The sequence below is a fragment of the Kitasatospora sp. NPDC096128 genome (genome assembly GCF_040303105.1).
Lineage (GTDB): Bacteria > Actinomycetota > Actinomycetes > Streptomycetales > Streptomycetaceae > Kitasatospora.
In genome coordinates this window covers 507632-533937 of sequence record NZ_JBEOSP010000001.1, presented here as the reverse complement: position 1 = coordinate 533937, position 26306 = coordinate 507632, and the positions used below count along the sequence as shown (strand labels likewise).

Sequence of the window (26306 nt, the reverse complement as noted above, 5' to 3'; positions counted from 1 at the left end):
TCAGACAGCAGGACGGGCAGCCCGGGCCACGGCTCGTCGGCACGTCGGCGCCCGACACCCTCGTGCCGGACGCCTCCCCTCTCCTCCGCTCAGCCTCCGATCGGCAGGACGGACGTGGGCTCGGTGATCGCCAAGGGCTCCCCGGCCGGGCTCAGCCGGCCGGTGGACGGGTCCCGGTGGAAGGCCGTGACCGTGTCGGAGCGCTGATTGGCGCAGAAGAGCAGACGGCCGTCCGGGGTGAGCGCGATGTCGCGCGGCCAAGTCCCGCCGCAGGGAACGGCGGTGAGCAGTTCCACGGACGCGCCGTCACCGTGGAGGGCGTGGACCGAGATCGCGTCGTCGCCGCGGTTGGTCGTGTAGAGGAAGCGGCCGTCGCCGGACAGCCGCACCGCGGCGGCGGAGTTGGCGTTCGGCGCGCCCGGATCCCGCCGGGTCTCGACCTCGGCGACCGGTTCGAGACGGCCGGCGAGCGCGTCCCAGGTGCAGACGGTCAGGGTGGAGGAGAGTTCGTTCAGGACGTAGGCGTACCGGGCCGACGGGTGGAACACGAGGTGCCGGGGGCCCCTGCCCGACGGCAGTTGCACCGTCCGGTGGGCGCTGAGCGGGCCGTTGTCCGGGTCGAAGGCGTAGACGTACACCCGGTCGGTACCGAGATCGGTGCACAGCAGGAACCGCCCGTCCGGCGAGGGGGCCGCCATGTGGGCGTGCGGGGACGTGAGCAGGTCCCCGGAGGCCTCCCGGCCCGGGTGCCGGATGGTCTGCACCGCCTCGGCGGTGGCGACCGTGCCGTCGGCGCCGGTGGGGACGGCCGAGAGGACGCCGTCGCCGTAGTGGGCCGCGAAGACGTGCGACCCGCTGGGGTGGACCGCGATGTGGCAGGGGCCCGCACCACCACTGGCAGCGGCGGCAGCGGCGGGCGGCCCCTGGACCCCGGCCCCGGCGTCCACCCGCAGGGAGACGACCCGTCCGACCGCCTGTTCCAGGACGGCGTGGACGACCGCGCGCGTCGGGTCGACGGCCGCGTAGGAGGGGTGGTCCAGCGGCAGTGTGCGGAGGAGGCTCATGGCGCCGGCACCGTCGTAGCCGACCGTGCACAGCCCCGCGCCGGGAACGTCGGCCCGGGCGGCGCTGCCGATGACCAGCAGTCCGCCGGGCGACGCGGTCGGAGAATGGTTCACGAAGTGCCTGCTCTCTGCTCTCCGGGCGGCGCGCTCCCCTCAGCGGGTGCGCCCTCCCCGGAACCGGCGGATGGAGACGTTCTCGGGCACCTCGACAGCGCCGGCGACAGCGGTGGCGCCACGCTCACGGGTGCCGGGGCGCGGAGCGGCCTGCCGCACCGGGAAGTCCGGTACGGCGGGCCGCTCGGTGGCCTCAGCCCTGTTGCAGGGGAGTCAGGACGAACGCGAAGTCCGCCGGCGCGAGTTCGAGCCGGTGCTGGGGCAGGACACCGGGTCCCACAGCGGCGGTGCCGAGGCCCTGGACGGCATGGTCGGTGTGGAGGTGGATCACCGGGCCCGGCACGAGGTCGCTGTGGTGCCGTGCGGCGTCGAGCTGTCGGTCGGTCCAGCGGCGCGCGGCGAAGTGGAACGGGTCCTCGCCCCCGACGCGCAGTCCGTTCCCGGCCGGGTCGGTGAAGGCGGCCCAGCGGACGTCCGCACGGTTGCCGTTCTCCTGAGGGCGCACGTAGGGCGTCTGAAGCTCGTCCACGGTCGCGCGGAAGCGTCCGACGCGAACCGCCTGACGCGAGTCGGGGTAGGCCTCGCCCGGGCCCGTGCCGAACCATTCCACCTGGGACCGGTCGGCGGGAATCTCCCAGGCGAGTCCGATGCGGGCCAGTGAGCGGGACTTGTTCCTGCGGACCAGCTCCCGGTACTCCTCCGGCGGGAGTGCCGGATCCACCATGACGTCCTGGAAGTCGTCGCCCCGCTCCGGCCAGTGGCCGACGGGTTCGGCGTGCACCCGCAGGCGCAGGCTGTCACCGTCGCTCTCCCAGCGGTAGGTGGTGAGGTAGCCGGAGTTGCCCGCGGCGGCGGCGCTGCGGACGACGACGGTCATGCCGTGCGCGTCAGGGGTGACGGAGACGGTGCGGTGCCGCAACCGGTCCAGCCCGCGGTCCTTCCAATAGGCGGCGTCGCGCTGGGACCAGCCGCGGTCGTTGTCGGTGGGGGCGCGCCACAGGTTCAGCCGTGGCCCGCGGAGGGAGAGCCCGCCGATGCCCAGCACAGCTCCGGTGGTCCGGTCGAAGCGGCCGGGGCCGAGCAGGATGTGCTCGCCGTCGCGGCGGGCCGGGCCCGGCAGGCCGAACGGTCGGCGGGGGCGCGCCGCGGAGAGCCGCAGCTGCCCCCAGGCGACCACATGGCCTTCGGGGGCCCAGTCGGCGGGCTTGGCCAGCTCCGCCCGGACGGTGAGCCAGAGCTCGCCCCCGCCGTCCACCCCGCCGTCCATTCCGCCCTGGGGGTACCTCCCGGGGTCCAACCGGGGCAGTGGCAGTCGGCCCTCTTCCCCCGCCGCGAGTTCCGGCGTGGGCAGGACGCCGTGGGCGAGCTCGACCCCTTCGCGGGCCAGCGACCAGGTGAACCGCAGGTGGGACAGGTCCAGCACGTCGTAGTGGTTCTCCACCGTGAGGGTGTCCGCCGCCGGGCCGGGGCCGATGCGGACGGGGGCGATCACCTTCGCGTACTCCAGGAGGCCGGGGGAAGGGGTGCGGTCGGGGAGGACCAGGCCGTCGCAGATGAAGTTGCCGTCGTGCAGGTCCTCGCCGAAGTCGCCGCCGTAGCCGAAGAACTCGCGCCCCCGGGCGTCACGGGTGCGCAGTCCCTGGTCCATCCACTCCCATACGTAACCGCCCTGGACCCGCGGGTACTCGTCGCACAACTGCAGGTATTCGGCGAGCCCCCCGGGCCCGTTGCCCATGGCGTGGGCGAACTCGGTGAGCAGGAAGGGCTTGCGGTTGCGCGGGTCGTCCTCCGGGTCGCCCGAGCCCGCGCGGGCCGGGTAGGAAACCTCGCCCGGCAGCAGCTGTCCCCGGCCGATCCGGGCCACGGCGGCGGGCGGCCGGTACATCTCGCCGTGGACGTCGGTGTACTCGCCGAGCCGGTCGCCCTCGTAGTGGACCGGGCGGGAGGGGTCGCGGCGCCGGACCCACGCGGACATGGCTCGGAGGTTGCGGCCGTCCCCGGCCTCGTTGCCCAGCGACCACAGGATGACGCTCGGGTGGTTCTTGTCCCGTTCCACGGTCCGCTCGATGCGGTCCAGGAAGGCGTCGCGCCAGCGGGAATCGTCGGAGGGATTGCGCTGCCAGCGCTCCGGGTCGGCGAACTCGAAGCCGTGGGTCTCCAGGTCGCATTCGACCATGACCCACAGGCCGAGCTCGTCGCAGAGGTCGAGGAACGCGGGGTGCGGAGGGTAGTGCGCGGTGCGCACCGCGTTGATGTTGTGCTGCTTCATCGACTCCACGTCGCGGCGCATGGCTTCGAGCGGGAGCGCACGGCCGTGATCGGGGTCGAACTCGTGCCGGTTCACACCGCGCAGCACCACCCGGCGGCCGTTGACCCGGAGCACCCCGGCCTCGTCGACGGCCACACTGCGGAACCCGACCCGGATCCGGACCCGCTCGCTGCCGGTGGCCAGGTACGCCTCGTAGAGCTGCGGATCCTCCGCGCTCCAGGGCCGCACCGCAGCGAAGGCGAACTCGCCCTCGGCCGGCTGGTCGTGGACCCCGAGGGCCGGCACGTCGATCCGCACCGGCGCGTCCGCGTCGACCTCCACCCGGAGCCGACCCGCGCCGGTGTCCGCGTCGTAGTCGGCGTGCACGAAGACGTCCCGGATGCCGCCGGCGGGGCGGGCCAACAGGGACACGTCACGGAAGATGCCCGGCAGGCGCCAGGTGTCCTGGTCCTCCAGGTAGGTACCCGCGGAGAACTGGTGCACCCGGACCGCGAGCACGTTGCGGCCCGGCCGCAGCAGCCCGGTCACATCGAACTCGGTCGGCAGCCGGCTTCCGTAGGTGACGCCCAGCTCAGAGCCGTTGAACCAGACCCGGGCGCAGGAGTCCACACCCTCGAAGCGCAGCACGGCCGGCCCGCCCGCCCAGGTGGCGGGCAGGTCGAAGGTCCGACGGTAGTCCCCGGTCTCGTTCTCGTCCGGGACGAAGGGCGGGTCGAGCGGTATCGGGTAGGCCGTGTTGACGTAGATCGGCCGGCCGTAGCCGTGCAGTTGCCAGTGCGAGGGGACGCGAAGGACGTCCCAGGAGCCGTCGTCGAAGTCCGGGGTTTCGAATCCGTCCGGTTCCGGACGCAGAGCGGGCCAGAACCGGAACAGCCAGTCACCGTTGAGGTCGATTCTGAGAGCGTCGGAGTCCAGGGCCGCGCGCGGCACGGCCCTGCCGTGCCCCGGTGCGTAGTCCTCGAAATAGCGTGCGGACATGCGGAACCCTCCGGTGGTCGGACGTCGGGCGATGCGCGCGACCGTACTATCGAAGGCTTGTTGCGGGAAGCACCGCCCTCACGCGAGGGATGGAACTGCCACAGGTCCGGCAGCCGGAACACGTCCGCCTGACCGCGGGGCCGTGCGCGCAGCAACGACCGCCTGTGGCAATCCACCCGGCCTGGCTCCGAGTCCCTCGATCACGACGGGCCGATCGCGGCGACACCTGGCGAGCGCCCGCTCCGCTCCACCGACCTCCCGGCGGGCGCCGGCTCCGGGCCCCGCCGAAGCCCACGGGTCCGGCTCCGCCCGGGCCGGGTCCCGGGCCGAGTCCCGGGCCGAGTCCCGGGCCGGGTCCTGGGCCGGCCGTCAGCCGACCCGGCTCAGCCGAGGGTCGGCGGGAACGGGGGCGGTGCCCGGCAGGTCCGGCTCGGGGCGTTCGGGGCCGGCCAGCAGGATGGAGCGCTGGAGGCGGCGCAGTCCGGCCGAGGGCTCCATGCCCAACTCCCGTACCAGGGTGTTGCGCAGGCGCTGGTAGGCCTCCAGGGCCTCGCCCCGGCGGCCGGAGCGGTGCAGGGCGACCATGTACTGGCCGTGCAGGCTCTCATGGGTGCGGTAGCGGTCGACCAGCACCGTCAGTTCGGCCAGCAGTACCCGGTGCCGGCCCAGCCGCAGGTCCGCCTCGATCCGCTGGTCCAGCGCACAGAGCCGGGTCTCCTCCAACCGTTTTGCCTCCACGGCGAGTTGACCGCCGAGCGGGACGTCGGCCAGTGCCGGTCCACGCCACAGGGCGAGCGCCTCGCCCAACTGGCGGGCGGCGAGCGGGAAGTCACCGCCGTCCATGGCCCGGTAGCCCAGGCCCGCGAGCCGCTCGAAGTCCCGCAGGTCGACCAGGCCGTCGCCGGTGTTCAACCGGTAGCCGCCGGCCGAGGTGACCAGGACGTCCTTGGCGCCGAGGCAGTCCTTCCCCGGTGCGGGGTTCCGGGCTTCGCCGGTTCCGGCCGCACCGCCTTCGGCCTTTCCCTCGGGCTCCCCACCCGACCCTTCCGCCCCCTGGGCGAGCGCCCGGTCGATCAGGTCGCGCAGCTGCAGCACGTACGTCTGCACCGTGGTGCGCGCGCTGCGCGGCGGGCGGCCGGACCACAGCTCCTCAGCGAGGACGGCGGCCGGGACCGCCTGGTCCGCGCGTAAGGCCAGCAGGGCCAGCACCTGCCGCGGTTTCGGGGCGGTCGGCACCACCGACACCCCGCAGATCTGGACCCCCAAGGCCCCCAGCACCCGGATCTCCATGACGTCCACCCCAATCCAGACGGGATCGGCGACCCCGACGGCCGCCGGCCTGGCGGGTGCTCCGCTGCTCGCGGTCGGCAGGACCGCTGTGGGACCCGCCGGGCACCCGACACCCATCCAAAAACAGGACAGACGGTTTGTCAATACAAAACCGAACGCGCTGTTTGTTTTTGAACGGAGCAATCGGCCACGGACCGACGCACCGGACTGCACTGGCAGAGAAGGGAGTTGAGCTGCCTCAGGCCGAGGCCACCCGGCGTTCCGCCAGCTCCGCGACCACCCGGGCGCCCCGGTCCGACCCCAGGTCCAGGGTGGCCAGCACGCCCGGGACGGCGATGCTCGGCATCATGTGCCGGTAGAGCACGGCGACCCGGTGCTCCAGGTCCGCCCGGCCCGACAGTTTCTGGGACTGGATCTGCACCCCCGTCCAGGCGCCCGTCACCAGCCAGGCCGTCTCGGCGGGCACCACGTGCGGCAGCAGCTCGCCGCGTCCGCCGGCCGCCGTCAGCACGGCCTCCGCCCGCTGGATCCAGCCGGGGGCCGCGCCGCCGCCGAGGTCGCCGAACACGTCCTGCCCCAGGGAGAGCCGCGCGCCCGCGCTCAGCAGCGGGTCGCGCGGCATCAGATGGGCCACCACCATCCCCATGTCCACGAACTCCTGGAGCTTGCAGTGCCGTTCGGGCAGCTCGTCCTGGCCGAACTGCTCCTCCACGACGCCCTGGGCCAGCTCCCGCTTGGACGCGAAGTGGAAGTACACCGCGCCGCGGGTCACCCCCGCGCGCGCGACCACCTCGCCGATCGTCGCACCCTCGTACCCGTACTCGTCGAAGACCGAGGCCGCCGCCTCCAGGATCAGCCGCCGCGTCCGGACCGCCCGCTCCTGCCGTGCCATGTGCCACCACCCCACCCGAAACGCTGGCAAACAAAACCAAACACCCTGTATCTTACCCGCCTCGCAGTCGAACGACCCCGGCTTCCCCGACTCATGGAGTCACCTTCGAGCGCGGAAAAACCGCGTGGACGGTACGGGGCCGTCCGGTTACCGCAGCCCGCACCGGACCCGTCGGATACGGAGCCACCCCTGCCACTTGCCCCGGTGCGACCCATCGGTCCCCTGCTTGTGATAATGGACGCGTCAACCCGGGCTGTCGAAGTCACCGCAGGTGAAAGGCCATGCACTGGCCGATGAGGTCAATCAGTCGGGCACGGTCGGACGCCCCGGACGTTGACACGGCTGCGCTCGGCCGCCGACGAACCTTCGTCCTGGCTCCTTGAAAACCAAACCGGTAGGTACGTATCTTACGAGCCCTGAGCAGCCCACCCCGCCCGTCCCGGCCCTATGGAGCGCTCCCCATGACTCTGCTTGCCTACCGCACCCCTGCCCTCACCCCGGTCACCACGGCCTTCGGCACACCCCCCGAGCCGATCCGTCCGGTCGCCCCGGCACCCCGGTTGACCAGCACCGTTGCCAAGGAATACGTCCACCGGGCCTGTCACGCCGAGGTCTTCATCACCGGCAGCGAGCCGCTCGGCGACACCGCGTTCACCGTCACCGCCCAGTGGCCGCGGGCGCACACCTTCTTCAGCACCCCGGACGGGACCCGGCACGACCCGATGATCGCCGCCGAGACGATCCGCCAAGCCGGGCTCTACCTCGCCCACACCCGGTTCGGCATCCCGCTCGACCACAAGTTCATGATGTGGAACCTCGACTACGTCACCCGCGCCCGCCAACTGTTCATCGGGGCGACGCCCACGGACCTCACCATCGAGGCCAGACTCCTCCCCCAGCCACGGCGCACCCGCAACACGATCGACTTCACCTTCAGCGCGACCGTCCGCCGCGGCCCCCACCTGGCCGCGACCGGCGAAGCCCGCTTCACCACCGTTCCGGACTCCACCTACCGCCGCCTGCGCGGCGCCCGCCCCGAGAGCGCCCCGGCGCCGGGCACGGCCGCCGCCGGCGCACCGCTGCCGCCGGCCCGGGTAGGCCGGCTCCGCCCCTGCGACGTCGTCCTGACCGCGACCGACGCCCCCGGCACCTGGCGCCTCACACCCGACCTCCGGCACCCGATCCTCTTCGACCACGCCGGCGACCACATCCCCGGCATGGTGCTGCTGGAGGCCGCCCGCCAGGCCGGCAACGCCCTCGCCGCCCCGGTCACCGTCACCCCGACCGCCGCGGCCACCACCTTCCACCGCTACGCCGAGCACGACGCACCCACCACCATCACCGCCCGGCACACCCCCGGCGAGGACCCGGACGCCCTGACCACCACCGTGACCGGGCACCAGCACGGCGAGCCGATCTTCACCACGGTCCTCACCGGCCACCCCGACCAGCGCTGACCCCGGCACCCGCACCGACTACCCCCACCCCGTAGACCCCGCTCCCGCCCTCCGGCCCCGCCGGCCCGCGCCCCACGCGCCCGTTACGGCCCGCCCGCCCCACCCGCCCCGCACGGCCCGTCCGACCACCCGGTCGACGGGCCGTCGGCTTTACCTCCGCATAACCAATCGCTCCCCTGGGGCTGACACCGGGCGAACACCTGCGCGAGGATGACAGCCCTTGGATCCGCTGTTACCGGGAGTAAACAGTGAGTGAAGTCGCTTCGTACCAGCATGAGTTGATCAGACTGACCGACCGCCCGGGCACCGACGACGCCCCCGGCTGCGACGGGCGCAACGGTGGCCGCAGCGTGCGGGTACGGGTCCTCGGGCGGCACGCACCGGGCTCCCTGCTCGGGCACGACTGGCTCGACTGCGAGATCACCGTCACCGCCGACTCGGTGCGCGGGCAGTTCGTCACCCTGGTCACCGAGCGCCAACTCCAGCAATGGGAGCAGGCGTTGGACCGACTCTCACTCCGCTGCGCGGTGCGCTGGCTGGACGAGGAGCACGGCCCGGAGCTACGGATCGAGCCCGGACGGCCGGGCGGGGTCTGGGTGACCGTCTCCGACGCCGAGGAGTCCGGGGTCACCCTCCGGGTCGTGCTCTCCCCCGCCGCCGGGTGGCTGGACGAACAGCGCGACCTGCTCGCACGCGTCCGGGCCGACTTCCCGGCCGAGGTGGTCGAGCTCACCCCCGGCGTGCACGCCTGGCGCGGGCAGCCCCCCACCGACGACCCATCAGGCCGACCCGGCCCGACCGACCCCTTTCCGATCTGATCAATCGTCAACTTCCTTTTGTTTCAAGGCTTTATGATCCGGTCCGGTCCGGTCTGATCCGATCCGGCTGAGCGAGCGGTCCGGGAGGACCAGGAGGAAGAGCAGCGCCGCCCCGCCGAACATGAACAGCGCGAGGTGGTGCAGCCCCACCGTGGTGGCGCCGCGCGGGAAGAAGGCCGCGTTCGCGGCCGAGGCGGCCATCGCCCCGAGGTACATGAAGGTCCGCAACAGCCCGGCCGCGGAGGCGATGGCGGCCGGGTCCGCCTGGTGGTAGAGCGCGGTCTGGTTGCCGAGGCCGATCAGCCCCTGCGGGATGCCCGCCAGTACCCCGACCGCGATCAGCAGCACCGGCGAACTGGTCGGCCCCGCCGCCAACAGGGCTGCACAGGCCGCCATTTGGATGACCGAACCGACCACCAGCTTGCCGCACACCGCCGGACGGCGACCGGTCACACCGGAGACCGTGAGGGCGGTCAGCGAGAGCGGTAGCAGCACCAGCCCGGCGGACGCGGCGCTCAATCCCCGCCCCTCCTCCAACCACTGGGTGTAGCCGTAGAGGAAGGCGTAGACGGCCGTGTAGCCGAGCACCTGGCGCAGATAGGTGGCGACCAGCGGACGGTTGCCGGCCAGTGCCCGCAGGTCGATGAACGGACTGCGGACCCTGGTCTCCCGGACCGCGAAGCCGACACCGGCCAGTAGCGCGAGCACCGGCAGGTACCAGCGCGCGGTCCCGGGCCTCATCACGAACAGCATCGACGCCAGCAGGAGGACCGCGAACAGTGCGATCCCGGCCCGGTCCAGCCGCTCCCCGGCTGCCCTGCGCGGCGCGGCGACGGGCAGCCGGGCGGCCCCGAGCACCAGACAGGCCAGCGACAGCGGGACGTTGACCGCGAAGATCGTCCGCCAGCCGCCCAGCCCGATCAGCAGGCCGCCGAGGGTCGGCCCGATCACGGCGATGGTCTGGTTGGCGACAGCCAGTGCCGTCAGCACCCCGGTGGGGCTGCTCCGCCCGGTTCGCTCGGCCTCACTGCGGGTCAGGTGCATCGCGGCCGGGTAGGCGGCGGAGGTGCCGATGCCGAGCAGCACCCGGGCGACGATCAGCAGCCCGAGCGTGGGCGCGAGCGCACCGACCAGTCCCGCCAGGCCGACCAGCGTCGTCCCGGCCAGGTAGAGCCGGCGGGGACCGTAGGTGTCCACCAGCCGCCCGATCACCGGCTGGCCGACGGCGGTCGCCAGGTAGAGCCCGCTCACCAGCCAGGCCGTCTCTGCGGGCGGCGCACCGAAGGCCGTACCGACGGGCACCAGGGCCACCGCGATCATCGAGGAGTTGATCGGGTTGAGCACCGAGCCCAGCACCATCGGGGCGAGCAGCCGACGGTTGAACCCGCCGCCGGGGCCGCCCGCCTCGACCGGGCTTGCCGACTCCTCGGCCCGACTGGCCAACTCCTCGACCGGGTTCGCAGCCTCCGCGCCCTCCGCGGCAAGCGCGCCCTGACGCCGGGAACGCAGCCGCGCCAGCAGCGTCGACGGGCCCGTCATCGCCGGTCCCGCCGGTTCAAGCGGTCCAGCAGGGGCAGCGCCGCCAGCACGGTGGCGCGTTCGGCCTCGGTGAGCTCCTCCTGCAGTGCCCGGGCCAGCCACTCCTCGCGGGCCCGACGGCTGTCCGCGATCCACGCCAGCCCGGTCGCGCTCAGGTCGACCACCTGACGGCGCCCGTCCTCGGGGTCGGGGCTCCGGCCGACCAGCCCGTGCGCCTCCAGCGCGGCCAGCGTGGCGGCCATCGACTGCGGCCGGACCCGCTCCGCGGCGGCCAGCGCACTCGCCGAGGCCGGCCCGTCGGTGATCAGGCGGTTGAGCACCGCGGTCTGGGAGGGGGTGAGACCGGTGGTCCCCTGCCCCTTCTCCTTGAGGGTCCGGCGCAGCCGGCTGAACACGGCCCGGAGCTCCCGGGCGGCCAGCGCGGCGGAATCGGGGGCATCGGCGGGGCTGGCGGCGGGCATTTCGGGGCTGGTTGGGGCGATCGGCTTCTCAGTCACGACTCCACGGTAATTTCATCAGTCCAAACTGTCCAGCCTTGCTGCATATCTACCGCCGTACAGACAGCCCGCATCCGCCGCCATCGCGCCCACCCGGATAATGGCGCCATGATCGACAATCAGCTCCGCGTCGTCCTCGCCGAGGACTCGGTGATCCTCCGCGAGGGGATGGTCGAGCTCCTGACCGCCCGCGGGTGCGCGGTGGTCGCCACCGCCGGTACGGCCCCGGAACTGGTCGCCGCCGTCACCGACCACCGACCCGACGTGGCCGTGGTGGACATCCGGATGCCACCCACCCACACCGACGAGGGGATCCGGGCCGCGGTCGAGATCCGGGCCACCACGCCCGGGGTCGGCATCCTGGTCTTCTCCCAGCACGTGGAGACCGCCTGGGCCGCCCGACTGCTGACCGACGGCGCGGCCGGCATCGGCTACCTGCTCAAGGAACGGGTGGCCCGCACCTCCGAGTTCGTGGACGCGCTGCACCGGGTCGCCGCGGGCGGCACGGCGCTCGACCCGGAGATCGTCAACGGGCTGATGCACGGCGGACGGCGCAGCAGGGTGGACTCGCTCACCTCCCGCGAGCGCGACGTGCTGGAGCTGATGGCCCAGGGCCACTCCAACCGCTCGATCGCCGGACGGCTGGTGGTCTCCGAGCGTGCGGTGGAGAAGCACGTGGCCTCCGTGTTCACCAAGTTCGACCTGCCCGCCACGGACGCCGACAACCGCCGGGTCAAGGCCGTCCTGGCCTACCTCGCGGAGACCGGGGCCTGAGGGGCTGACGGTCGTGCGGGTATTGGGCATGAGCAGCGAGGACGAGATGGTCGCCTGCTTCCTGCGCGGCGAGCTGTCCAGCCGGAGGTTCGGCCGGAACCTCCGGTCCCAGCTGGCGGCAGCCGGGCAGGCCGAGCAGTTGCTGACGCGTCCGGACCTCTCCGACGCCGGAGCGAACGTCGCGCGTCGCGCCCTGCTCGCCGCGACGCGCGGGTACGGCGAGAACCGCGACCTGTTCGAGGGCTTCCCCACTCAGGTCGCCTGGACCAGGGCGCTCCTGTCCGCCGACGAGGCGGCCGCCGTGCGCTACCTCGAGTACTCCTACTGGGTCGAACTGTCGGGTGGCAGCCGCCGGCCGACCGACGCGGCCGCACGCGTCAAGGCAGGGCTGCGGGCGTTCGACGTGTCCAATGAACCGTTCGTCGACGCTGCCCGGGCGCTCGTCAGCGGCGAGCGCTTTCCTCCGCTCATACTCGTCGGCGAGAGGCGGGACAACCTGGTCTGCCTCGAGGGCCACCTCCGCCTGACCGCCTACGCCCTCGTCGGCTTCCCGACCGGCGTCGAGTGCCTGATCGGCACCGCGCCGACCATGGGACGCTGGGCGCGGTAGGGCCTGTCCGGCCCCAGACCCGCCGTCGGCGATGGGCGGGCAGCCTTCCACGCCACGCTCACCGGCTCGATCGACGCCCACCGCCCACCGCCCACCGGGCACCGGGCACCGGGCACTCGGACGATCAGACGGTCGGACAGGTCGCCCCCACCCCCGCCTCACAGTCTGCTCGGCAGCTCGGCGGTGACCGCCGTCGGCCCGCCCGGCGGGCTGTCCACCCGCAGCCTCCCGTCCACCGCCGCGAGGCGCTCGGCCAGCCCGGCCAACCCCGTCCCCGCGCCGATGCTGGCGCCGCCACGCCCGTCGTCGCGGACCGTCAGCCGGACCCGGCCGTCGACCGCGCTCGCCGTCAGCTCGGCCGTTCGCGCCCCGCTGTGCTTGGCCACGTTGGTGAGCAGTTCGGCCGCGCAGAAGTAGACCGCCCGCTCGATCGCCTCCGCCGGCCGCTCCCGCAGGTCCAGCCGGAGCGTCACCGGCACCGGAGAGGTGGCGGTCAGCCCGGGCATTGCCTCGGCCAACCCGCCGTCCAGCGCCACCGGGTGGATGCCCCGGGTCAGGCGGCGCAGCCCGGTGATGGTGTCATCGGTCTGCCCGCGCGCCCGGTCGACCAGGGTGCGCAGCCGCCCCAGGTCGGCACCGGCACTGGCACCGGCACTGGCACTGGCACCGGCACTGCTCCCCGCCCCGCCCCCGGATGCCTCCGGATCGCCGAGGGCGTCGTCCGCCAACGAGAGGGTGATGGCGAGCGCGACCAACTGCGCCTGGGTACCGTCGTGCAGATCGCGTTCCAACTGCCGCAACCGGTCCGTGTTCTCGGCGAGCAGCGTGGCGCGGGCCAACTCCAGTTCGCGCACCCGCTGCTGGGAACGCACCGGTCCGAGCAGCGCCCGGGCCAGCGCCCGGTTGGCCCGGCTCAGGGCCCGCAGCGCGGCGGGTACGGCGGCCAGCACCGCGAGGCCGACCGGGGGCCCGGCGACGTCCAGCCAGTCGACCGCGCGCGGGCCCGGCTCCAACAGCCTTGCCCAGAGCGGGAAACCCGCCAGCCACACCGAGCTGAGCGGCAGCCCGACCGCCGTCAGGAAGCCGAGCGCCCCGAGCGGCAGCCGGAGGAGCAGGTAGAGCAGCGCCCGCCAGGCGACCGGATCGGTCAGCACCGCGCGCCCCCGGGCCAGCACGCCCGAGGGGCGCGCCGACGGCGGTGGCACGGCGATCTGTTCGCCCAGCAGCCGCCCGACCAGTTGACGGTGCAGCCCGCCGATCCGCCGGGCCCCGATCAGGGCGGCCGCGACGAAGGGCAGCCCCAGGACGGTGAGCGAGAGCAGGGCCCCCGCGTAGAGGACCGCCACGGCGTAGACCCCGCCCAGCACTCCGAGCGGCAGCCCGAGGACGGCGAACGCCACCTCACCGCCCCGTACCGACAGTCCACGCCGCCACCAACTCGCCACTTGCCTCACCGACCACCAATCACCGATCACCGATCACCGAAACCGAGAACCGAAACCGAGAACCGAAACCGTTCACCGATCAACCGCCGCCCCAGCATCCCCCAGTCACCAGCCGGTCCGCCGCACGCCCGAACCGTCCGTCACCGCAGCCCACCCACCTCCTCCCTCCTCGTCCCGTCTCCTCCGCCCTCACCCCCGCTCCCCGCCCACCTCCTCCACTGCACGGCCGCCGATCGCCCAGAGCCCCGTGCCCACGATCCCCGGCACCGTCAGCACCGCGGCACCCGCCACCACCCAGCCGCAGGCCGCCCCCGGCACCACCGGCACCACCGAGCCGGTAACTGCCCGGCTGAACGCCCCGGCGGCCGCGGCCGCCACGGCCGCACCGAGCAGCACACCCACCGCCGTGGTCAGGACGGCCTCGACGGAGAGCATCCGCAGCAGTTGCCGCCGCGTCGCCCCGACCAGCCGGAGCAGGGCGAACTCACGGCGCCGGTCGGCCGTCAGCGCAACCAGGGTGTTGACCGTGGACACCGCCGCGAAGCCGACCAGCAGGCCGAGCTCCGCCTGCCGCAGCCAGACGTCCGTGGCCTTGGTGACGCTGGTCGTGGCCCCGCTCGCCCGGGCCGCCTGCTCCGCCGTGCTGGTCATGATCATCATCGTGCTCGCCAGCCCGACCAGCAGCGCGACCGGGACCACTGCCGAGGAGAGCCGGGCCGCGTAGCCGCGCAGGTTGGCGTCCGCCAACCAGCCGACCCGGGGCAGCAGCGCCCGCACCGGGGCGCCGAGCACCGCCACCGGCAGCCGGGCCGCCACCGGCCCCAGCAGTGCCACCGCGACCAGCAGCACCAGCGCACCGAGCATCGCCGCCTGCCCCGCCTTGTCCAGCTCGGCGGCCGGTCGCCCGGCGGCCAGCCCCAGCAGCAGGCCGCCGCCCGCCAACACCGCCAGACCGACCAGCAGCCGCAGCACGCCCGTACGGCGCTGCCCGGCCGCGCCGTCGGTCAGCGCGGCCGCCGGGGCCGGCCGGGTGATCCGCCGGACGGTGAGCGCGGTCGCCGCCAGGCCGACCAGCAGCGCCACCGCCAGCGCGAGCAGTACCGGCACCGGTGTCCCGGGTATCCGCAGGCCGGGGGCGGCCATCCCGCGCTGCTGCAGCGCGGCGAGGAAGGCCCGCGCGGCGAGGTGGCCCGCCGCACCGCCGGGCACAGCCGCCACCAGCACCGTCGCCGTGACCTGGAGGCGCACCAACCGCCGTATCTGGCGGGGCGTCGCCGCGACCGTCCGCAGCAGGGCCAGGTCGCGGTGCTGCTGGCGCAGGGTGAAGCCGAGCGCGTTCACCACCACGAACAGCGCGACCAGGACGGCGATCTCGCCGAACGCCCCCGCGATCACCAGCAGCCCCGGGCCGGCCACCGCCGCCCGCGCCACCGCGGCCGGAGCCGTGGCCTGGGCGGCGACCAGGGAGCCGAACAGCGTCACCGCCGCCACCGCCAGGAACAACGCCGCCGCGAGCCCGGCAAAGGCCGCCGGTCGGCGCCGGATCTGACCGACCGCCAGGGTCGGCACGGAACCACCACGCATCGCCCTCACCCGCCCAACCTGCTCAGCCGCTCGCCGACCTGCGCCGCCGTCGGCCGGTCCAGCTCGTCGACCAGCAGGCCGTCGGCCAGCAGCAGCACCCGGTCCGCGTAGCCGGCGGCCACCGGATCGTGGGTGACCATCACGCACGTCCGGCCGTCCTCGTCCACGCCCGCGCGCAGCAGGTCGAGGACGTCGCGCCCGGTCGCCCGGTCCAGCGCGCCGGTGGGCTCGTCGGCGAACAGCACCTCCGGCCGGGCGGCCAGGGCACGGGCGATCGCCACCCGCTGCTGCTGGCCGCCCGACAGCCGGCCCGGCCGGTCCCGCTCCCGCCCGGCCAGCCCGACGCGGGCCAGCGCCTCCCGTACCAGGGCCCGCTCCGGCGGGTGCCCGGCCAGCCGCCCGGGCAGTTCGACGTTCTGCGCGACCGTCATCGCGGGCATCAGGTTGAAGGCCTGGAAGACGAACCCCACCCGGGTGCGCCGCAGCTCCGCCAGCCGCCGTTCGGGTAGGCCGGACACCTCCGTGCCGCCCCAGCGGACGGTGCCCCGGGTGGGGCGGTCCATCCCGGCCAGGCAGTGCAGCAGCGTGGTCTTGCCCGAGCCCGAGGGCCCCATCACGGCGGTGAAGGTGCCCGGCGCGAAGGCCACGGACACCCCGCGCAACGCCCGGACCGCGGCCGCGCCGCGTCCGTACTCGCGGTGCAGCCCCTCGCCGGTGAGCGCCGCCCCGACGGCGGCTGTAGTGATCCCGTTCATGCCCCCAATCCTGGACATCCGGGACGGCCGGGTCGATTGTGCTGGCACCCCAATCCGAGGTTCGGAAAACCGAACCCCCCAGGTGGTGCTACGCCCCCTCGAAGGACTGGGACGGGAAGACCCGCAGCGTCCGGATGTCCTCGGTCACGATCAGGGGCAGGCAGGACAGGAGGCCGATCCCGGCGATCGTCCACAGCGTGGGGCGGGTGCCGAGGACGGATCCGAGGTAGCCGCCGGCCAGGGCCCCGACCGGGCGGGTGCCCCAGACGGCGAACCGGACGGAGGCGTTCATCCGGCCCTGCATGCCGGTGGGGGTGATGGTCTGGCGCAGGCTCACCTGGCCGATGTTGTAGACGGTGATGCCGCAGGCCATGATGCCGGTGGTGGCGATCAGGGTGGGGACGGCGTGTGCCGGGGCGGCCGTCGCCAGGATGATCACGGAGATTCCCGACATGGACTTGGCCGCGATCAGGACCGGGCCGAGCCCGGCGAGCCTGATCAGGCGGCCGCTGAGCGCGGCGCCCAGCAGCGCGCCGCAGTTGCCGACGGACAGGGCCAGCCCGAGCTCCCCCGGCGAGAGCCTGAGGTCACGCAGGGCGTACGCGGTCAGGACCGCACCCAGTGCGCCGCCCAGACCGACCAGGTTGCTGATGCCCGTCGCCAGGGCCAGGGACCGCAGGGTCCGGTGGCGGAAGACGAACCGCAGGCCCTCGGCGATCCTGGTGCGCATCCTGACCCCGGGCCCGGGCTGCGGCGCCGGCCTCCGGGGGGTCCGGATGAGCCCGAGCAGCACCGCGGACACCAGGTAGCTCGCCGAGTTGACCACGAGGATCAGGGGCGCGGCGACCGCCTGCAGCAGGAGGCCGCCGAGGCTGGGGCCGGCCAGTTCGGCCGTCGAGCGGGCGAACTCCAGGCGGCTGTTGCCGTCCGGGGTCTGCTCCCGGGCGACGACGCTCGGCAGGAACGCCTGGTTCGCGATGTCGAAGAACACCGTGCACAGCCCGATGGCGAAGCCGACCGCGCAGAGCAGCGGCACGCTCAGCACCCCCGTGAGGTGGCCGACCGGCAGGAGGACGAGGGCCACGGCCCGGCCGATGTCGGCCGTGACCATCACGCGCCGGCGGTCCCACCGGTCGAGCAGTGCGCCCGCCGGCAGGCCGACCAGGAGGAAGGGCAGGGTCTCCATCGCCGAGACGAGGCCGAGCTGGCCGGTCGACGCGGACAGGGTGGTCAGCGCGAGCACCGGGATGACGAAGAACGTGACCTGGGTCCCGAACTCGCTGACGGTGTGCGCCGACCACAGGACCTGGAAGTTCCGCTGTCGCCACACGCTGACCGGCCTGGCGGCGGGGGCCGCCAGGCCGGGATCGGAGCAGACGCTCGCCATCTCCACCCTCTTTCGCTTCCGGTCGGTGATCGGCGCCCCGGGCCTCCGAGTGCCCGAGCGCTTCGCACGGGGCGCTCCCGCGACGATCCGGCAGCGATCCGGCGGACCGGCGGACCGGCGGACCGGCGGACCGGCGCTGCATCGGGCCCGTCGTCGGTATCGGTACGCAGGCCCCAGACCGCGCTCCCGAGTCTCGGAGAGTAACAACGGCACCACGGGGCCCGGCGCCGCCGAGCCGTGGCGGTCGTCCGGGTACGGCCGTACGGACGAAGGCCGCGGTGAGCGCGTCGGCGGCCCGCCCCGGTCCTGGCGGGGCCGGACAGTCGATCGACAGGGCGTGCGAATGCCGCGTACACCCTTGGCGCGGGTCGTGTTCGTCGACACCGGGACGGGCCAGGAGTTCGCCCGGGCCGAGCTCGCCGCCGAGCAGCTGCCGTCGACCGAAGCCGTGCCCGTACCCGGGGCCGACGCCATCGACGGCGACGGCGCGCGCACCATCGACGGCGACGGCGCGCGCTTCGTGATCCACGAGGACGACCGGCGGCAGACCGAGCCGGTCTCCCGCCGGCTCGCGGGAGAGGCCGAGGTCGAGGCCGAGGCCGAGGCCGAGCTGCGCGCGATCCGGCGGATCCACCGGCAGCACTCGCGCGTGGTGGGCGAAGGAGCGTCGCAGGTACGCGTCTTCGGCGAGGTCCGCATCCGCCGGGCGCCGCCCGCCCCGCTCCCCGCAGGACTGCCGCAGCGGCGGCTGTTCGAGCTGCTGCCACCGGTCGACCGGTCCTACCCGGGCGTCGGCTACCGCGACGGCCAGGGCCGGGTGGTCGACTCGTTCGCATTCGCGGTCGCCGTCGGTCCGCTCGCCCGGTACGGCCAGGCCGCCGGCGGCCTGGCCACGGTGCTGGGCCTCGCGGTGTCCGCCGACGCGCCCCGAGCAGTTGCCGAGGCCGGCGGCCGGCCCGACGAGGCCGCCCGGCGCCCCGGCCGGGCCTGAACGAGGTCGGCGGGGCGTCGGCGCCACCGCCGACGCCCCGTCCGGTTCACAGGTACAGCGGGTGCGGGCGTCCGGAGCCCGCGACGTTGTGGCGCTCCCCGTGGCTGGCGCGCGCGAAGGCGGAGACCAGGCGGCCGTCGACCGCGCCGAGGGCCACGTCGTGGCGGGGTGCCGGGCCGTCCATGACGCCGTACAGGTGGGGGCTGGTCACGTACTCCTGGACGAGCCATCCTTCGTCGCCCGCGAGCCCGACGGCCGCCTCCCAGGCGGACCCGTCGGCGACCTCCCGGCCGATCACCACACCGTTGCCGCGGGTGTCGAGCGGGCGCTTGAGGACGTAGCGGTCGCGGTCGCGCAGGACCGCGCGCAGCGTCGCGGCGTCGCAGTACGCCAGGTTGCGCGACCACGGGACGGCCGGGCGGACCCGACGGTAGTCGGCGGCGTCGAAGAGGTGGGCGAAACGCGGGTCGGAGAGCACGGCGAGGCACAGTTTGTTGTCGCCGATGAGGCGTCCGCGCAGCCCGTTCTGCACGAACAGGCGGCCCTCGCGCACGGCCTCCAGGTAGGGCGCCGCGTCGTCGCCCATCCGCAGCAGGTCCTGGATGCCGACCTTGGCGAACGCGTGCCGCACCGGTTCCCCGCGCACGGCGACGCCGTGGCTCCCGTCGGCCGTCACTTCGCGCGGGTCCGCGTGCAGGACACGGACGCCGAGGGCCGTCAGGGCGGCGTCGTAGTCACGGGTGTCGGCGCGGTAGCTGCCGTCCGGGCAGAGCAGGGCGACGGTCTCCGGACGCCCGCCGGCGTGCTGTTCGGCAAGGCGCAGCAGCCAACTCCCGGGCCAGAGGGCGTCGTCGGCGGGAAGCGGCGGCGGGAGGGTGATGCCGTGCCGGGCCAACAGCGGCCGCCAGGCCGAACGGCCCCGACCGGCGCCGGGCAGGCCGCCGGGGCAGTTGGCGTTGGTCTCCAACACCCTCAGCGTGCCGTCGGGTTGGGGCAGCAGGTCGATCCGCAGCAGGTGCACCCGGGTATCCCGGGCGGCGGCCACCTGCTCGTGCAGCACCCGGGGGAGCGTCAGCACCTCGCGCAGTCCGCGGTCGTGCTCCCAGGCGGCCACGACCGTCTCGATCACCCGGTGGTACGAGGCGACGAACGCGTCCAGCTCGCCGCGCAGGTGCGGACGCACCCGCAGCGGCAGCCCTTGCGCCTGCGGCTGCGCCCGGACGATCTCGAAGACCTGGGACTCGGCCAGCTCTCGCCCCTCGCCCTTCCGCGCGATCGCGACGACGTCCCGGGTGAAGTCCTCGTCCAGCCCGGCCCAGGTATACCCGCCGAGGTCGACCCCGTCCTGGTCCGGAAGGGGAGCGCTGGGGCGGGGCGGCATGACGGTGGTCGCGGTGGTCGGGCCGGCGGCGGCAGCCGGCCCGGTGCCGGGGCCGCCTGGGCCGGGAATCTGGTGCATGGTCGGAAGTCCTTCCGGGTGCGGGAGGCGTGCGGCAGCCCTTGGAGACGATCGAGTGGACACGCACGTGATCCCCGGAGTATCCAGCCACCGGCGGATGACTCGGCGCACGGCACCGCGCAGTTCGCCGGATCGGGTGAACCTGTCGAGCACATGTGGGAATCGCGCCGAGCCCGTGATCCCCGCCACGTGCCACGGACTCCCGCCCGCGCGCCCGAGGAGGAATCATGATCAGGTGACCATCGACCTGCTGCCCGGCCTCGGCGTCCGCCTGCCGGCCCCGCTGCCCGAACTGCACTTCGGCCTCACCGAGGCGGCGGTGCTCGCGCTGCTGGCCCCGCACGGTGAGCTGCTGCCGGACGGGGTGCACTCGACCTTCGTGTGCGGCTGCCGCTGGTCCCTGGGTTTCCGGCTCCCCGGCGTGGGCGTCTCGCTCTCCGCACACGACGCCGACGCCCTGGCGGATGTCCGGGTGGGCCGGAACCCGCACGACGACCGGCCCGCCTGCCCGGTCGGCTACCTCGGCATCGACGTATTCGGCTGGCCGGCCCGGGAATTGGCCGAGGCCCTGCGCGCCGAGGGCCTGCCCGTGCCGGATCCGGTCCACGGCACCCTGCGCCACCAGGAGCTCTACCTCGACGCGAGCACCGGGCGCCCGCCCCGCCCGGGCCCCGGTCGCAAGACGCGCCACGAGGTGCCCTACCACTTCGACTCCGTCTCCCTCCACCGCACCGCCCCCGAGGCCGCCCGATGACCCAGCAGCAGGTGACCCCGTACCCGACCGGCACCGCCACCGGCCCGCACGACGCCGCCTTCCTCCCCCGCCCGGAGCTCTCCGCGCGCCCGGCCGATCGGCCGATCACCGAGTCGGTCCCCGGACTCGGCGGCGAACCCCGCCGGCCGACCGGACCCCCTGGGCACTGTCTCCCGAGCGGGACCGGTCGATGAACCAACGCGCCGCGTTCCAGCGGTACTTGCGCGACGCGGGCGCCGAAGGCCCGTACCCGGACGGCGGCCACGTCGTCGACCACCTCGGCGGCCTCCCGTGCTTCCCGAACGGTCAGGCCCGAGTGCCCGCGCCCCGGCAGTACCTCTTCTCGCTCTCCGACGCCCCGGACGACGGCAACCCGCACTTCCCGGACTTCGGCTACGGCGTCGGTACCGGCTTCCTCAGCCCGGACGGCCTCAAGGGCCGCTTCCACTCGGAAGTCCCGTAGCACCCGAGCCCCCGTCCACCCTCCACCCCACCCCAGGAGACAGCACATGACCACCACCCCCCTCACCGTCGCCGTCCTCGGCCCGGGCGGCGTAGGCGGCCTGATCGCCGGTCTGCTCGCCCGCGACGGCCACCGTGTGATCTGCCTGGCCGGCGAGCAGACCGCCGCCGTCCTCGCCCGGGACGGACTGCACGTGCGCAGCGCCCAGTTCGGCGAGTTCACCGCCCGGGTCGAGGCGGCGACCGAGCTGGGCGAGCCGGTCGACGCGGCCTTCGTGACCGTCAAGGAGACCGCCCTGACCGCCGCGCTCGACCGGATGCCGCCGCAGGCCCTCGGCGCCGCCATCGTGGTGCCGCTGCTCAACGGCCTGGACCACATGGCGCTGCTGCGCGAGCGCTACCCGGCCGGGCAGGTGGTGGCGGGGACGATCCGGGTCGAGGCCACCCGCACCGCGCCGGGCCGGATCGAGCACACCAGCCCGTTCGCGGCCGTCGAACTCGCCGGTCCCGTGGCCGAGTTCGCCGCGCAGCTGCGGCACACCGGACTGGACGTCACGCTGCGCGAGGACGAGACCGCGACGCTCTGGAGCAAGCTCTCCTTCCTCGCTCCCTTCGCCCTGCTGACCACCCGGCACGCCGACGGCATCGGCGTCGTACGAACCGAGCACCGGGGCGAACTGCTCGCCGTCCTGGACGAGATCACCGCCGTCGCCGACGCGGTCGGCGCCCCGACGGACGCGGGGGCGCTGCTCGAGGCCTTCGACCGCATCCCCGCGGGGATGAAGTCCTCAATGCAGCGGGACGTCGAGGCGGGCCGGCCGACCGAGCTCGACGCGATCGGCGGAGCGGTGCTGCGGGCCGCCGAGGCGCACTCCGTTCCCACCCCGACCATCTCCCGGCTGGTGCGCGAGCTGTCCTAGGGTCCGCGCTCCCGACGCGGGGCGGGGGCCGTTCGTCGAACGCCCCCGCCGCCCCTACGGGGCTGGGCCGTCCTCGTCGAGTCCCCGTACCTCCCGTACCTCCCGGCCCGCCCGCTCGGCCGGCACGCCGGACCGGACTCCGCGCCACGAACTCCCGCCGTCGAAATCCCCCTTGCCGGAGCAACAGGCGTCCGAGGAGCGGCGTCGACTCAACGGCCGAGCCCGATTGCAGGGCGGTCGACCACAGGAGTACAACTCTTCGGGTGACATCGACCGACCACCGCACCGCTCCCGCCTGGAGCCACGTCGAGGAGTTCCTGCGCGCCCACGAGGCCGACCGGATCCCGCATCCGGGCGGCACCCTGCTGGAGCATCTGGCCCGGGTGGCGACCCTGTTGGCGGACTGGGGCACCGAATCCGCCGTCCAGGCCGCCGGGCTCTGCCACGCCGCGTACGGGACGGACGGGTTCGACGGTGCCCTGCTCGGGCTGGACGAGCGGGACACCCTGGTCGAGATCATCGGCGACCGCGCCGAGGCGCTCGTCTACATGTACGCGAGCTGCGGCCGGGCCGCCGTCTACTCGCGCCTGGGCCGGGACGAGGTGCCGCTGTTCCACGACCGGTTCACCGGGGAGGACCACGCCCCGCCGGAGGAGGACCTGCGGGCCTTCCTCGCCATCACGGCCGCCAACGAGTTCGACGTGTTCATCCACAACACCGAGCTGGCCGCCCGCTACGGACCCGTCCTCCACGAACTCCTGTCCCGTGCACGGGCGTTGCTCCCACCCGCAGCCTGGCAGACCTGGCAGGACTGGCAGGAGCGGCAGGACTGGCAGCGGCGACAGGACGACCTTCGCGATTGACGATCCGTCACTCCGTCACCGGCAGAGGAAATTTTGCCGACCGTTCACTTGTCATGCCGGAACCACCGCACCAGGACTGAACGTTCTCGGGAGCGGGAGGGATACAGACATGACAAAGAAGCCGTACCGTTTAGCCGCCGCCACGATCGCCCTGCTCGTGGCGGCCCCCTTGTTCACCGCGTGCAAGAACACCGACCAGGCCCTCGACTGCGGAAAGCGGGCGATCAGCCTCACCGGCGATGTCCAGGACCTCACCGACTCCGCTCTCAACGTCGGCCAGATCACCGACGACAGTCGGCGCAAACACACCGTCGCGGCCTTGAAGAAGATCGTCGAGGACGTCAAGGCGATCCGCAAGGACGGCGACGGCAAGGTCGACGCGGCGGCCGACAAGCTCTCCAAGGCCGTCGACAACGCCCAGGCCGCCGTCTCCAAGGGCAAGGAACCCGACTTCGGACCGATCGGCGACGCCGCCGGGGAGCTGACCAAGGCCTGCGCCGGAGCCTGATCCCCGCGCGGCCCGCCACCCGGGCCGGGGACGCCCGAACGACGGGCGCCCCCGGTCCCCGGACACCTGGGCACCCGGGAACCCAGGCGCCCAGGCACCCCGACACCCGCGCACGCCGAGCAGCACCCCCGGCCTGTCGCCGCCGCCCCGGAGCGCGCGCAACCGGCAGGAACGGGCACCGCCCTGCGTGCCCTGTCCCGTCTCGTTCGAGCCGGCCGCGGGTGGGGCGAGGCGCCGGTCAATCGGTGATACCGGAAGACCGGGTCGGCGCCCGTGTGCACGGTGTACTCGCGGCCCTCGTCGGTGTAGCCGAACGTGTCGCTCGCCGTGGTGGCGGCTGCGCGCCGGACAGGCCGGCGCCGGCCGCCGCCCCGCCCAGGGCGATACCCGCCGCTCCGGCCCGGGACAGGAACCGGCGGCAGTTGAATACGAGGGCCCACCCGTACAGTCAAGGCCAGGGTCCGACGGCTCGCGGCGAACCCTCTTACAGCTCCGCCAGGAACTGTGCCAGCGACGGCGCGACCAGCTGACCACCCGGATGGCCGCCTTCCTGGAGCAGGATCCCGCCGGTTGCATTGTCGAGGACAAAGAACAGGTCGGAATAGGTGCTGGCGACAGGGAAGTTGATGTCACTGCCGGACTCCGCCGCCTGGCGGCGCGCGTGTTCGGCCAGACCACGCACCGTCTGCCCCAGCTCCTCCTCGTTCCACAGGGTGCAAAGCGACACTGACTCCCCGGAGTGCTCCAACCCGTCCACCACGCCGCACCAGAAGCTGCCATAGAGGGCAAGCACATCCGGATGCAACGTCGTGCCGATCTCGGCGAGCGCATTCTCAAGCTCGGCGAAATCCGGCTCCTGCTCCATCGGGACGGGCTTCCACCGGATCATGCCGTCGGGGGTGGGTTCCCCCATCTGACAGGGGGACAGCCATTCGGGGTCGTATTCCACGACGTTCAGGCCGACTTGGTCCAGGCCCGGCCAGAGGTTGTCGAGCAGCAGGGCACCAAGCCTGCTCCGGGCATCGTTCGTGGCCAAGTGGGCTCCTGTCAACGGTGTGGTCTCCACGCTGTCCGTGAACGCTACCGCGCCAGTGCGACAGCGAGTCCACCGGCCGGGCCAGTAAGGCCGACCGGCCGACGGCTTCGACGTCCGCGACGACGACGTCGCCCGACTGTCCCCATTCGTGCGCCACCGCAGCACCATGCTGGGCCGGTACCCCTTCCAGCTGCCGGAACTGCCCGGCGGCCTTGCGGAGCCGGGTGACGGCGGCGTCCATGTAGCGGGTGTTGAAGAGGGTATCCGGGGCAAACGGGTGAGCGGGCCGTTTTTGTGCAGGTAGAACGCTTACGGTCGCGTCCAGGTTCTCGCCCTGGGCGGCTTCGAGAGCCTGCAGCAGGGCCTGGACTTCGTCACGGTGCCGCTGCTTGAGCTCGGCGAGCCGGACGGTGAGGGTACGGACGGGGCTGCTCGGCGAGTCGTCGGGCGGCTGTTCCGTCGACCGCGGCGGGCGGCTGCGCTGCTGAGACCTCCCCCACGGGCAGGGAGAGCCGATCATGATGTGGGGGCGGAATCGACCGATTCGATTCCGCCCCCCGTTCGCCATTCGACCGGCACCCGATCCAGTGGACGCATGCCCACATACCCGGCCCGGACGCGATGGCCCCGGAATCGACCGGGCCGCCGCGTCCGGGGCGAGGTGGGCGCTGCTACTAGGTTCCGGCGCAGTTGGTGAACGTTGCCCTGGTCCGTGCACTGTAGATGCTCGCGCCGCCATTGTTGTCGTACTTGAGGGGCACGGTGATGGTGTCGTCGGCGGTCCACGGGAAACCCTGGGCGTCGAACGTGAAGGTTCCGGTGGCCTTGGTGGCCAGTTCGGACAGCGTGACCCACCCGTACTGGCGCGGGGGCACGCTCACGGTCAGCTTGCTGCCCAGCTCCTGCTTGAGGTCCACCGTGGTCGCGCCGTTGACCTCACCGTTGATCGTCAGCGCGACATTGGCGAGACCGATAGTGCCGCCGACCTTCAGGCTTCCCCCCAGCTTGAAGCCGATGGTGTTGGTCCACCCCGTGGTGGTGCTCAGCGAGAACTCCCACGGGATCGTGGTCGAGGTGTCGTTGAACCAGATCGGGGAGACGCACTGCTCCGGCAGCGTGAACGGCGGCGTCTGGCTGCTCGTGGTCCACGAGCAGGTCGCGGTGTCCTTGTTGCACCGGGCGGCCGCGTAGTCCACGGCCATGTTCCACGCCGTCTGGTAGAGCTCGGCGGGCAGTGTCCACTGCTGGTACGGCGTGTTGTCGCAGCGGTAGGTGTACACCCAGTTGTCGGAGGCGGGCGGAATCTGGACGGTCAGGCAAGAGTTGTCGCCGACCTGGCGGATCCTGAACGCCTTCTGCGCCGATCCGGAGATCGGTTGGAAGTACCACTGCTCGGACGCGCGCCCGTCACAGGGCTGTTGCCGCAGCTGGTAGCGGGCGGTGGTCAGGTCCATGCACTTGCCGGTCGTGGTGTTGACGATGGCGAACCCCGACCCGAGGCTGGTGCCCGTGTTGATGCGCCATGTCGTGGCGGACCCCGGCGCCGAGTTGACGGAGATGGCCGCGTTGTCCTCGTAGCTGCCGTCCTGGACGTCCAGCAGCAAGCCGTTGCTGACATTGGTGAACGGCAGCTGGATCAGTGCCGTCAGGCTCGGATCCGCTGGGGGCGCGGCCGCGGCCGGAGCGGCGCCGACCCCCAGGGCTGCGCCCACCATCGCGGCGAGGACGGTCGCCACGTGCCACAACGATCTTCTTTTCCTGGCTACGGTTCTGGCCACACGCGTGGTCCTTTCATGAGGCGTATTCCGTCGAACGACAGGCGGGCGAGGATGCGGACGGC

The 26306-nt window shown here is 73.3% G+C and carries 23 protein-coding genes and 1 pseudogene; 11 read left to right on the top strand and 13 right to left on the bottom strand.

Annotated features, from left to right (window positions below; translation table 11 throughout):
- Positions 1-89: 89 nt before the first annotated feature.
- The 4 genes from ABTY61_RS02365 to ABTY61_RS02350 form a co-directional block, all read right to left on the bottom strand.
- The gene (locus ABTY61_RS02365) at positions 90-1178 is read right to left on the bottom strand and encodes a lactonase family protein (protein ID WP_350503002.1); all 1089 of its coding nucleotides are present in this window, start codon (positions 1176-1178) and stop codon (positions 90-92) included.
- A gap of 193 nt (positions 1179-1371) precedes the next feature.
- The gene (locus tag ABTY61_RS02360) at positions 1372-4425 is read right to left on the bottom strand and encodes a glycoside hydrolase family 2 TIM barrel-domain containing protein (protein WP_350503001.1); all 3054 of its coding nucleotides are present in this window, start codon (positions 4423-4425) and stop codon (positions 1372-1374) included.
- Between the two features lie 369 nt (positions 4426-4794).
- Positions 4795-5715, bottom strand: coding sequence for an AfsR/SARP family transcriptional regulator (locus tag ABTY61_RS02355; protein ID WP_350503000.1), 921 nt, complete (start codon positions 5713-5715; stop codon positions 4795-4797).
- Between the two features lie 238 nt (positions 5716-5953).
- Positions 5954-6607: a ScbR family autoregulator-binding transcription factor gene (locus ABTY61_RS02350; RefSeq protein WP_350502999.1), complete on the bottom strand. Its 654-nt coding sequence runs from the start codon at positions 6605-6607 to the stop codon at positions 5954-5956.
- A 461-nt stretch (positions 6608-7068) separates the two neighbouring features.
- Between ABTY61_RS02350 and ABTY61_RS02345 the strand changes: the two genes are divergently transcribed.
- Both ABTY61_RS02345 and ABTY61_RS02340 read left to right on the top strand, forming a co-directional pair.
- Positions 7069-8064, top strand: a complete 996-nt coding sequence (locus ABTY61_RS02345) for a ScbA/BarX family gamma-butyrolactone biosynthesis protein (RefSeq protein ID WP_350502998.1) — start codon at positions 7069-7071, stop codon at positions 8062-8064.
- A gap of 278 nt (positions 8065-8342) precedes the next feature.
- The gene (locus tag ABTY61_RS02340) at positions 8343-8882 is read left to right on the top strand and encodes a DUF5959 family protein (RefSeq protein ID WP_350502997.1); all 540 of its coding nucleotides are present in this window, start codon (positions 8343-8345) and stop codon (positions 8880-8882) included.
- On the opposite strand, the gene ABTY61_RS02335 is transcribed toward ABTY61_RS02340, so the two are convergent.
- Together ABTY61_RS02335 and ABTY61_RS02330 are read right to left on the bottom strand one after the other, a co-directional pair.
- Positions 8883-10421: an MFS transporter gene (locus ABTY61_RS02335; protein ID WP_350502996.1), complete on the bottom strand. Its 1539-nt coding sequence runs from the start codon at positions 10419-10421 to the stop codon at positions 8883-8885.
- Positions 10418-10882, bottom strand: a complete 465-nt coding sequence (locus tag ABTY61_RS02330; protein WP_350503078.1) for a MarR family winged helix-turn-helix transcriptional regulator — start codon at positions 10880-10882, stop codon at positions 10418-10420. Before ABTY61_RS02330 ends, ABTY61_RS02335 begins: the two co-directional genes overlap by 4 nt.
- A 144-nt stretch (positions 10883-11026) precedes the next feature.
- Here ABTY61_RS02330 and ABTY61_RS02325 point away from each other — a divergent pair, with 144 nt between their 5' ends.
- Positions 11027-11692, top strand: coding sequence for a response regulator (locus ABTY61_RS02325; RefSeq protein ID WP_350502995.1), 666 nt, complete (start codon positions 11027-11029; stop codon positions 11690-11692).
- Between the two features lie 28 nt (positions 11693-11720).
- On the top strand, positions 11721-12302 hold the full coding sequence (locus tag ABTY61_RS02320) for a hypothetical protein (protein WP_350502994.1): 582 nt from the start codon (positions 11721-11723) through the stop codon (positions 12300-12302).
- A 158-nt stretch (positions 12303-12460) separates the two neighbouring features.
- Here the strand turns inward: ABTY61_RS02320 and ABTY61_RS02315 are convergent, their stop codons facing one another.
- The 4 genes from ABTY61_RS02315 to ABTY61_RS02300 form a co-directional block, all read right to left on the bottom strand.
- The gene (locus ABTY61_RS02315) at positions 12461-13756 is read right to left on the bottom strand and encodes a sensor histidine kinase (RefSeq protein WP_502895185.1); all 1296 of its coding nucleotides are present in this window, start codon (positions 13754-13756) and stop codon (positions 12461-12463) included.
- Between the two features lie 180 nt (positions 13757-13936).
- Positions 13937-15331 carry an FtsX-like permease family protein gene (locus tag ABTY61_RS02310; RefSeq protein WP_350502992.1) on the bottom strand — a complete coding sequence of 465 codons (1395 nt, stop codon included), beginning with the start codon at positions 15329-15331 and terminating at the stop codon, positions 13937-13939.
- 5 nt (positions 15332-15336) lie between these two features.
- Entirely contained in the window at positions 15337-16086 is a 750-nt protein-coding gene (locus tag ABTY61_RS02305) for an ABC transporter ATP-binding protein (RefSeq protein ID WP_350502991.1), read from the bottom strand.
- An 88-nt stretch (positions 16087-16174) separates the two neighbouring features.
- Positions 16175-17473 (bottom strand): MFS transporter, encoded by a 1299-nt coding sequence (locus ABTY61_RS02300; RefSeq protein ID WP_350502990.1) that lies wholly within the window; start codon positions 17471-17473, stop codon positions 16175-16177.
- A 343-nt stretch (positions 17474-17816) separates the two neighbouring features.
- On the opposite strand from ABTY61_RS02300, the gene ABTY61_RS02295 reads away from it, so the two are divergent.
- Positions 17817-18464: a hypothetical protein gene (locus tag ABTY61_RS02295; protein WP_350502989.1), complete on the top strand. Its 648-nt coding sequence runs from the start codon at positions 17817-17819 to the stop codon at positions 18462-18464.
- A 46-nt stretch (positions 18465-18510) separates the two neighbouring features.
- On the opposite strand, the gene ABTY61_RS02290 is transcribed toward ABTY61_RS02295, so the two are convergent.
- The gene (locus ABTY61_RS02290) at positions 18511-19923 is read right to left on the bottom strand and encodes a hypothetical protein (RefSeq protein ID WP_350502988.1); all 1413 of its coding nucleotides are present in this window, start codon (positions 19921-19923) and stop codon (positions 18511-18513) included.
- Positions 19924-20158: 235 nt separating this feature from the next.
- On the opposite strand from ABTY61_RS02290, the gene ABTY61_RS02285 reads away from it, so the two are divergent.
- The 5 genes from ABTY61_RS02285 (at position 20159) to ABTY61_RS02265 (ending at position 23430) form a co-directional block, all read left to right on the top strand.
- Complete coding sequence (locus ABTY61_RS02285; RefSeq protein ID WP_350502987.1) at positions 20159-20677, top strand: hypothetical protein; 519 nt, start codon at positions 20159-20161, stop codon at positions 20675-20677.
- 190 nt (positions 20678-20867) lie between these two features.
- Positions 20868-21140 (top strand): hypothetical protein, encoded by a 273-nt coding sequence (locus ABTY61_RS02280; RefSeq protein ID WP_350502986.1) that lies wholly within the window; start codon positions 20868-20870, stop codon positions 21138-21140.
- 46 nt (positions 21141-21186) lie between these two features.
- Complete coding sequence (locus tag ABTY61_RS02275; protein WP_350502985.1) at positions 21187-22059, top strand: ketopantoate reductase family protein; 873 nt, start codon at positions 21187-21189, stop codon at positions 22057-22059.
- A gap of 263 nt (positions 22060-22322) precedes the next feature.
- Positions 22323-22922, top strand: coding sequence for a DUF6817 domain-containing protein (locus ABTY61_RS02270; RefSeq protein ID WP_350502984.1), 600 nt, complete (start codon positions 22323-22325; stop codon positions 22920-22922).
- Positions 22923-23031: 109 nt separating this feature from the next.
- Entirely contained in the window at positions 23032-23430 is a 399-nt protein-coding gene (locus ABTY61_RS02265; RefSeq protein WP_350502983.1) for a hypothetical protein, read from the top strand.
- A gap of 484 nt (positions 23431-23914) precedes the next feature.
- Here the strand turns inward: ABTY61_RS02265 and ABTY61_RS02260 are convergent, their stop codons facing one another.
- Positions 23915-24466 (bottom strand): SecY-interacting protein Syd, encoded by a 552-nt coding sequence (locus ABTY61_RS02260; RefSeq protein WP_350502982.1) that lies wholly within the window; start codon positions 24464-24466, stop codon positions 23915-23917.
- 97 nt (positions 24467-24563) lie between these two features.
- On the opposite strand from ABTY61_RS02260, the pseudogene ABTY61_RS41930 reads away from it, so the two are divergent.
- Positions 24564-24770 (top strand): annotated as a pseudogene (locus ABTY61_RS41930) (hypothetical protein); the annotation flags it as partial.
- A 370-nt stretch (positions 24771-25140) separates the two neighbouring features.
- Here the strand turns inward: ABTY61_RS41930 and ABTY61_RS02255 are convergent.
- Entirely contained in the window at positions 25141-26244 is a 1104-nt protein-coding gene (locus ABTY61_RS02255) for a ricin-type beta-trefoil lectin domain protein (RefSeq protein WP_350502981.1), read from the bottom strand.
- Positions 26245-26306: the final 62 nt, after the last annotated feature.

What these genes read in the sequence shown, in the direction of transcription:
- ABTY61_RS02360 (WP_350503001.1), bottom strand. Translation starts at nt 4,425, where the DNA reads ATGTCCGCACGCTATTTCGAGGACTACGCACCGGGGCACGGCAGGGCC.
- ABTY61_RS02355 (WP_350503000.1), bottom strand. Translation starts at nt 5,715, where the DNA reads ATGGAGATCCGGGTGCTGGGGGCCTTGGGGGTCCAGATCTGCGGGGTG.
- ABTY61_RS02350 (WP_350502999.1), bottom strand. Translation starts at nt 6,607, where the DNA reads ATGGCACGGCAGGAGCGGGCGGTCCGGACGCGGCGGCTGATCCTGGAG.
- ABTY61_RS02345 (WP_350502998.1), top strand. Translation starts at nt 7,069, where the DNA reads ATGACTCTGCTTGCCTACCGCACCCCTGCCCTCACCCCGGTCACCACG.
- ABTY61_RS02335 (WP_350502996.1), bottom strand. Translation starts at nt 10,421, where the DNA reads ATGACGGGCCCGTCGACGCTGCTGGCGCGGCTGCGTTCCCGGCGTCAG.
- ABTY61_RS02330 (WP_350503078.1), bottom strand. Translation starts at nt 10,882, where the DNA reads ATGCCCGCCGCCAGCCCCGCCGATGCCCCCGATTCCGCCGCGCTGGCC.
- ABTY61_RS02325 (WP_350502995.1), top strand. Translation starts at nt 11,027, where the DNA reads ATGATCGACAATCAGCTCCGCGTCGTCCTCGCCGAGGACTCGGTGATC.
- ABTY61_RS02320 (WP_350502994.1), top strand. Translation starts at nt 11,721, where the DNA reads ATGAGCAGCGAGGACGAGATGGTCGCCTGCTTCCTGCGCGGCGAGCTG.
- ABTY61_RS02310 (WP_350502992.1), bottom strand. Translation starts at nt 15,331, where the DNA reads ATGCGTGGTGGTTCCGTGCCGACCCTGGCGGTCGGTCAGATCCGGCGC.
- ABTY61_RS02305 (WP_350502991.1), bottom strand. Translation starts at nt 16,086, where the DNA reads ATGAACGGGATCACTACAGCCGCCGTCGGGGCGGCGCTCACCGGCGAG.
- ABTY61_RS02300 (WP_350502990.1), bottom strand. Translation starts at nt 17,473, where the DNA reads ATGGCGAGCGTCTGCTCCGATCCCGGCCTGGCGGCCCCCGCCGCCAGG.
- ABTY61_RS02295 (WP_350502989.1), top strand. Translation starts at nt 17,817, where the DNA reads ATGCCGCGTACACCCTTGGCGCGGGTCGTGTTCGTCGACACCGGGACG.
- ABTY61_RS02290 (WP_350502988.1), bottom strand. Translation starts at nt 19,923, where the DNA reads ATGCACCAGATTCCCGGCCCAGGCGGCCCCGGCACCGGGCCGGCTGCC.
- ABTY61_RS02280 (WP_350502986.1), top strand. Translation starts at nt 20,868, where the DNA reads ATGAACCAACGCGCCGCGTTCCAGCGGTACTTGCGCGACGCGGGCGCC.
- ABTY61_RS02275 (WP_350502985.1), top strand. Translation starts at nt 21,187, where the DNA reads ATGACCACCACCCCCCTCACCGTCGCCGTCCTCGGCCCGGGCGGCGTA.
- ABTY61_RS02265 (WP_350502983.1), top strand. Translation starts at nt 23,032, where the DNA reads ATGACAAAGAAGCCGTACCGTTTAGCCGCCGCCACGATCGCCCTGCTC.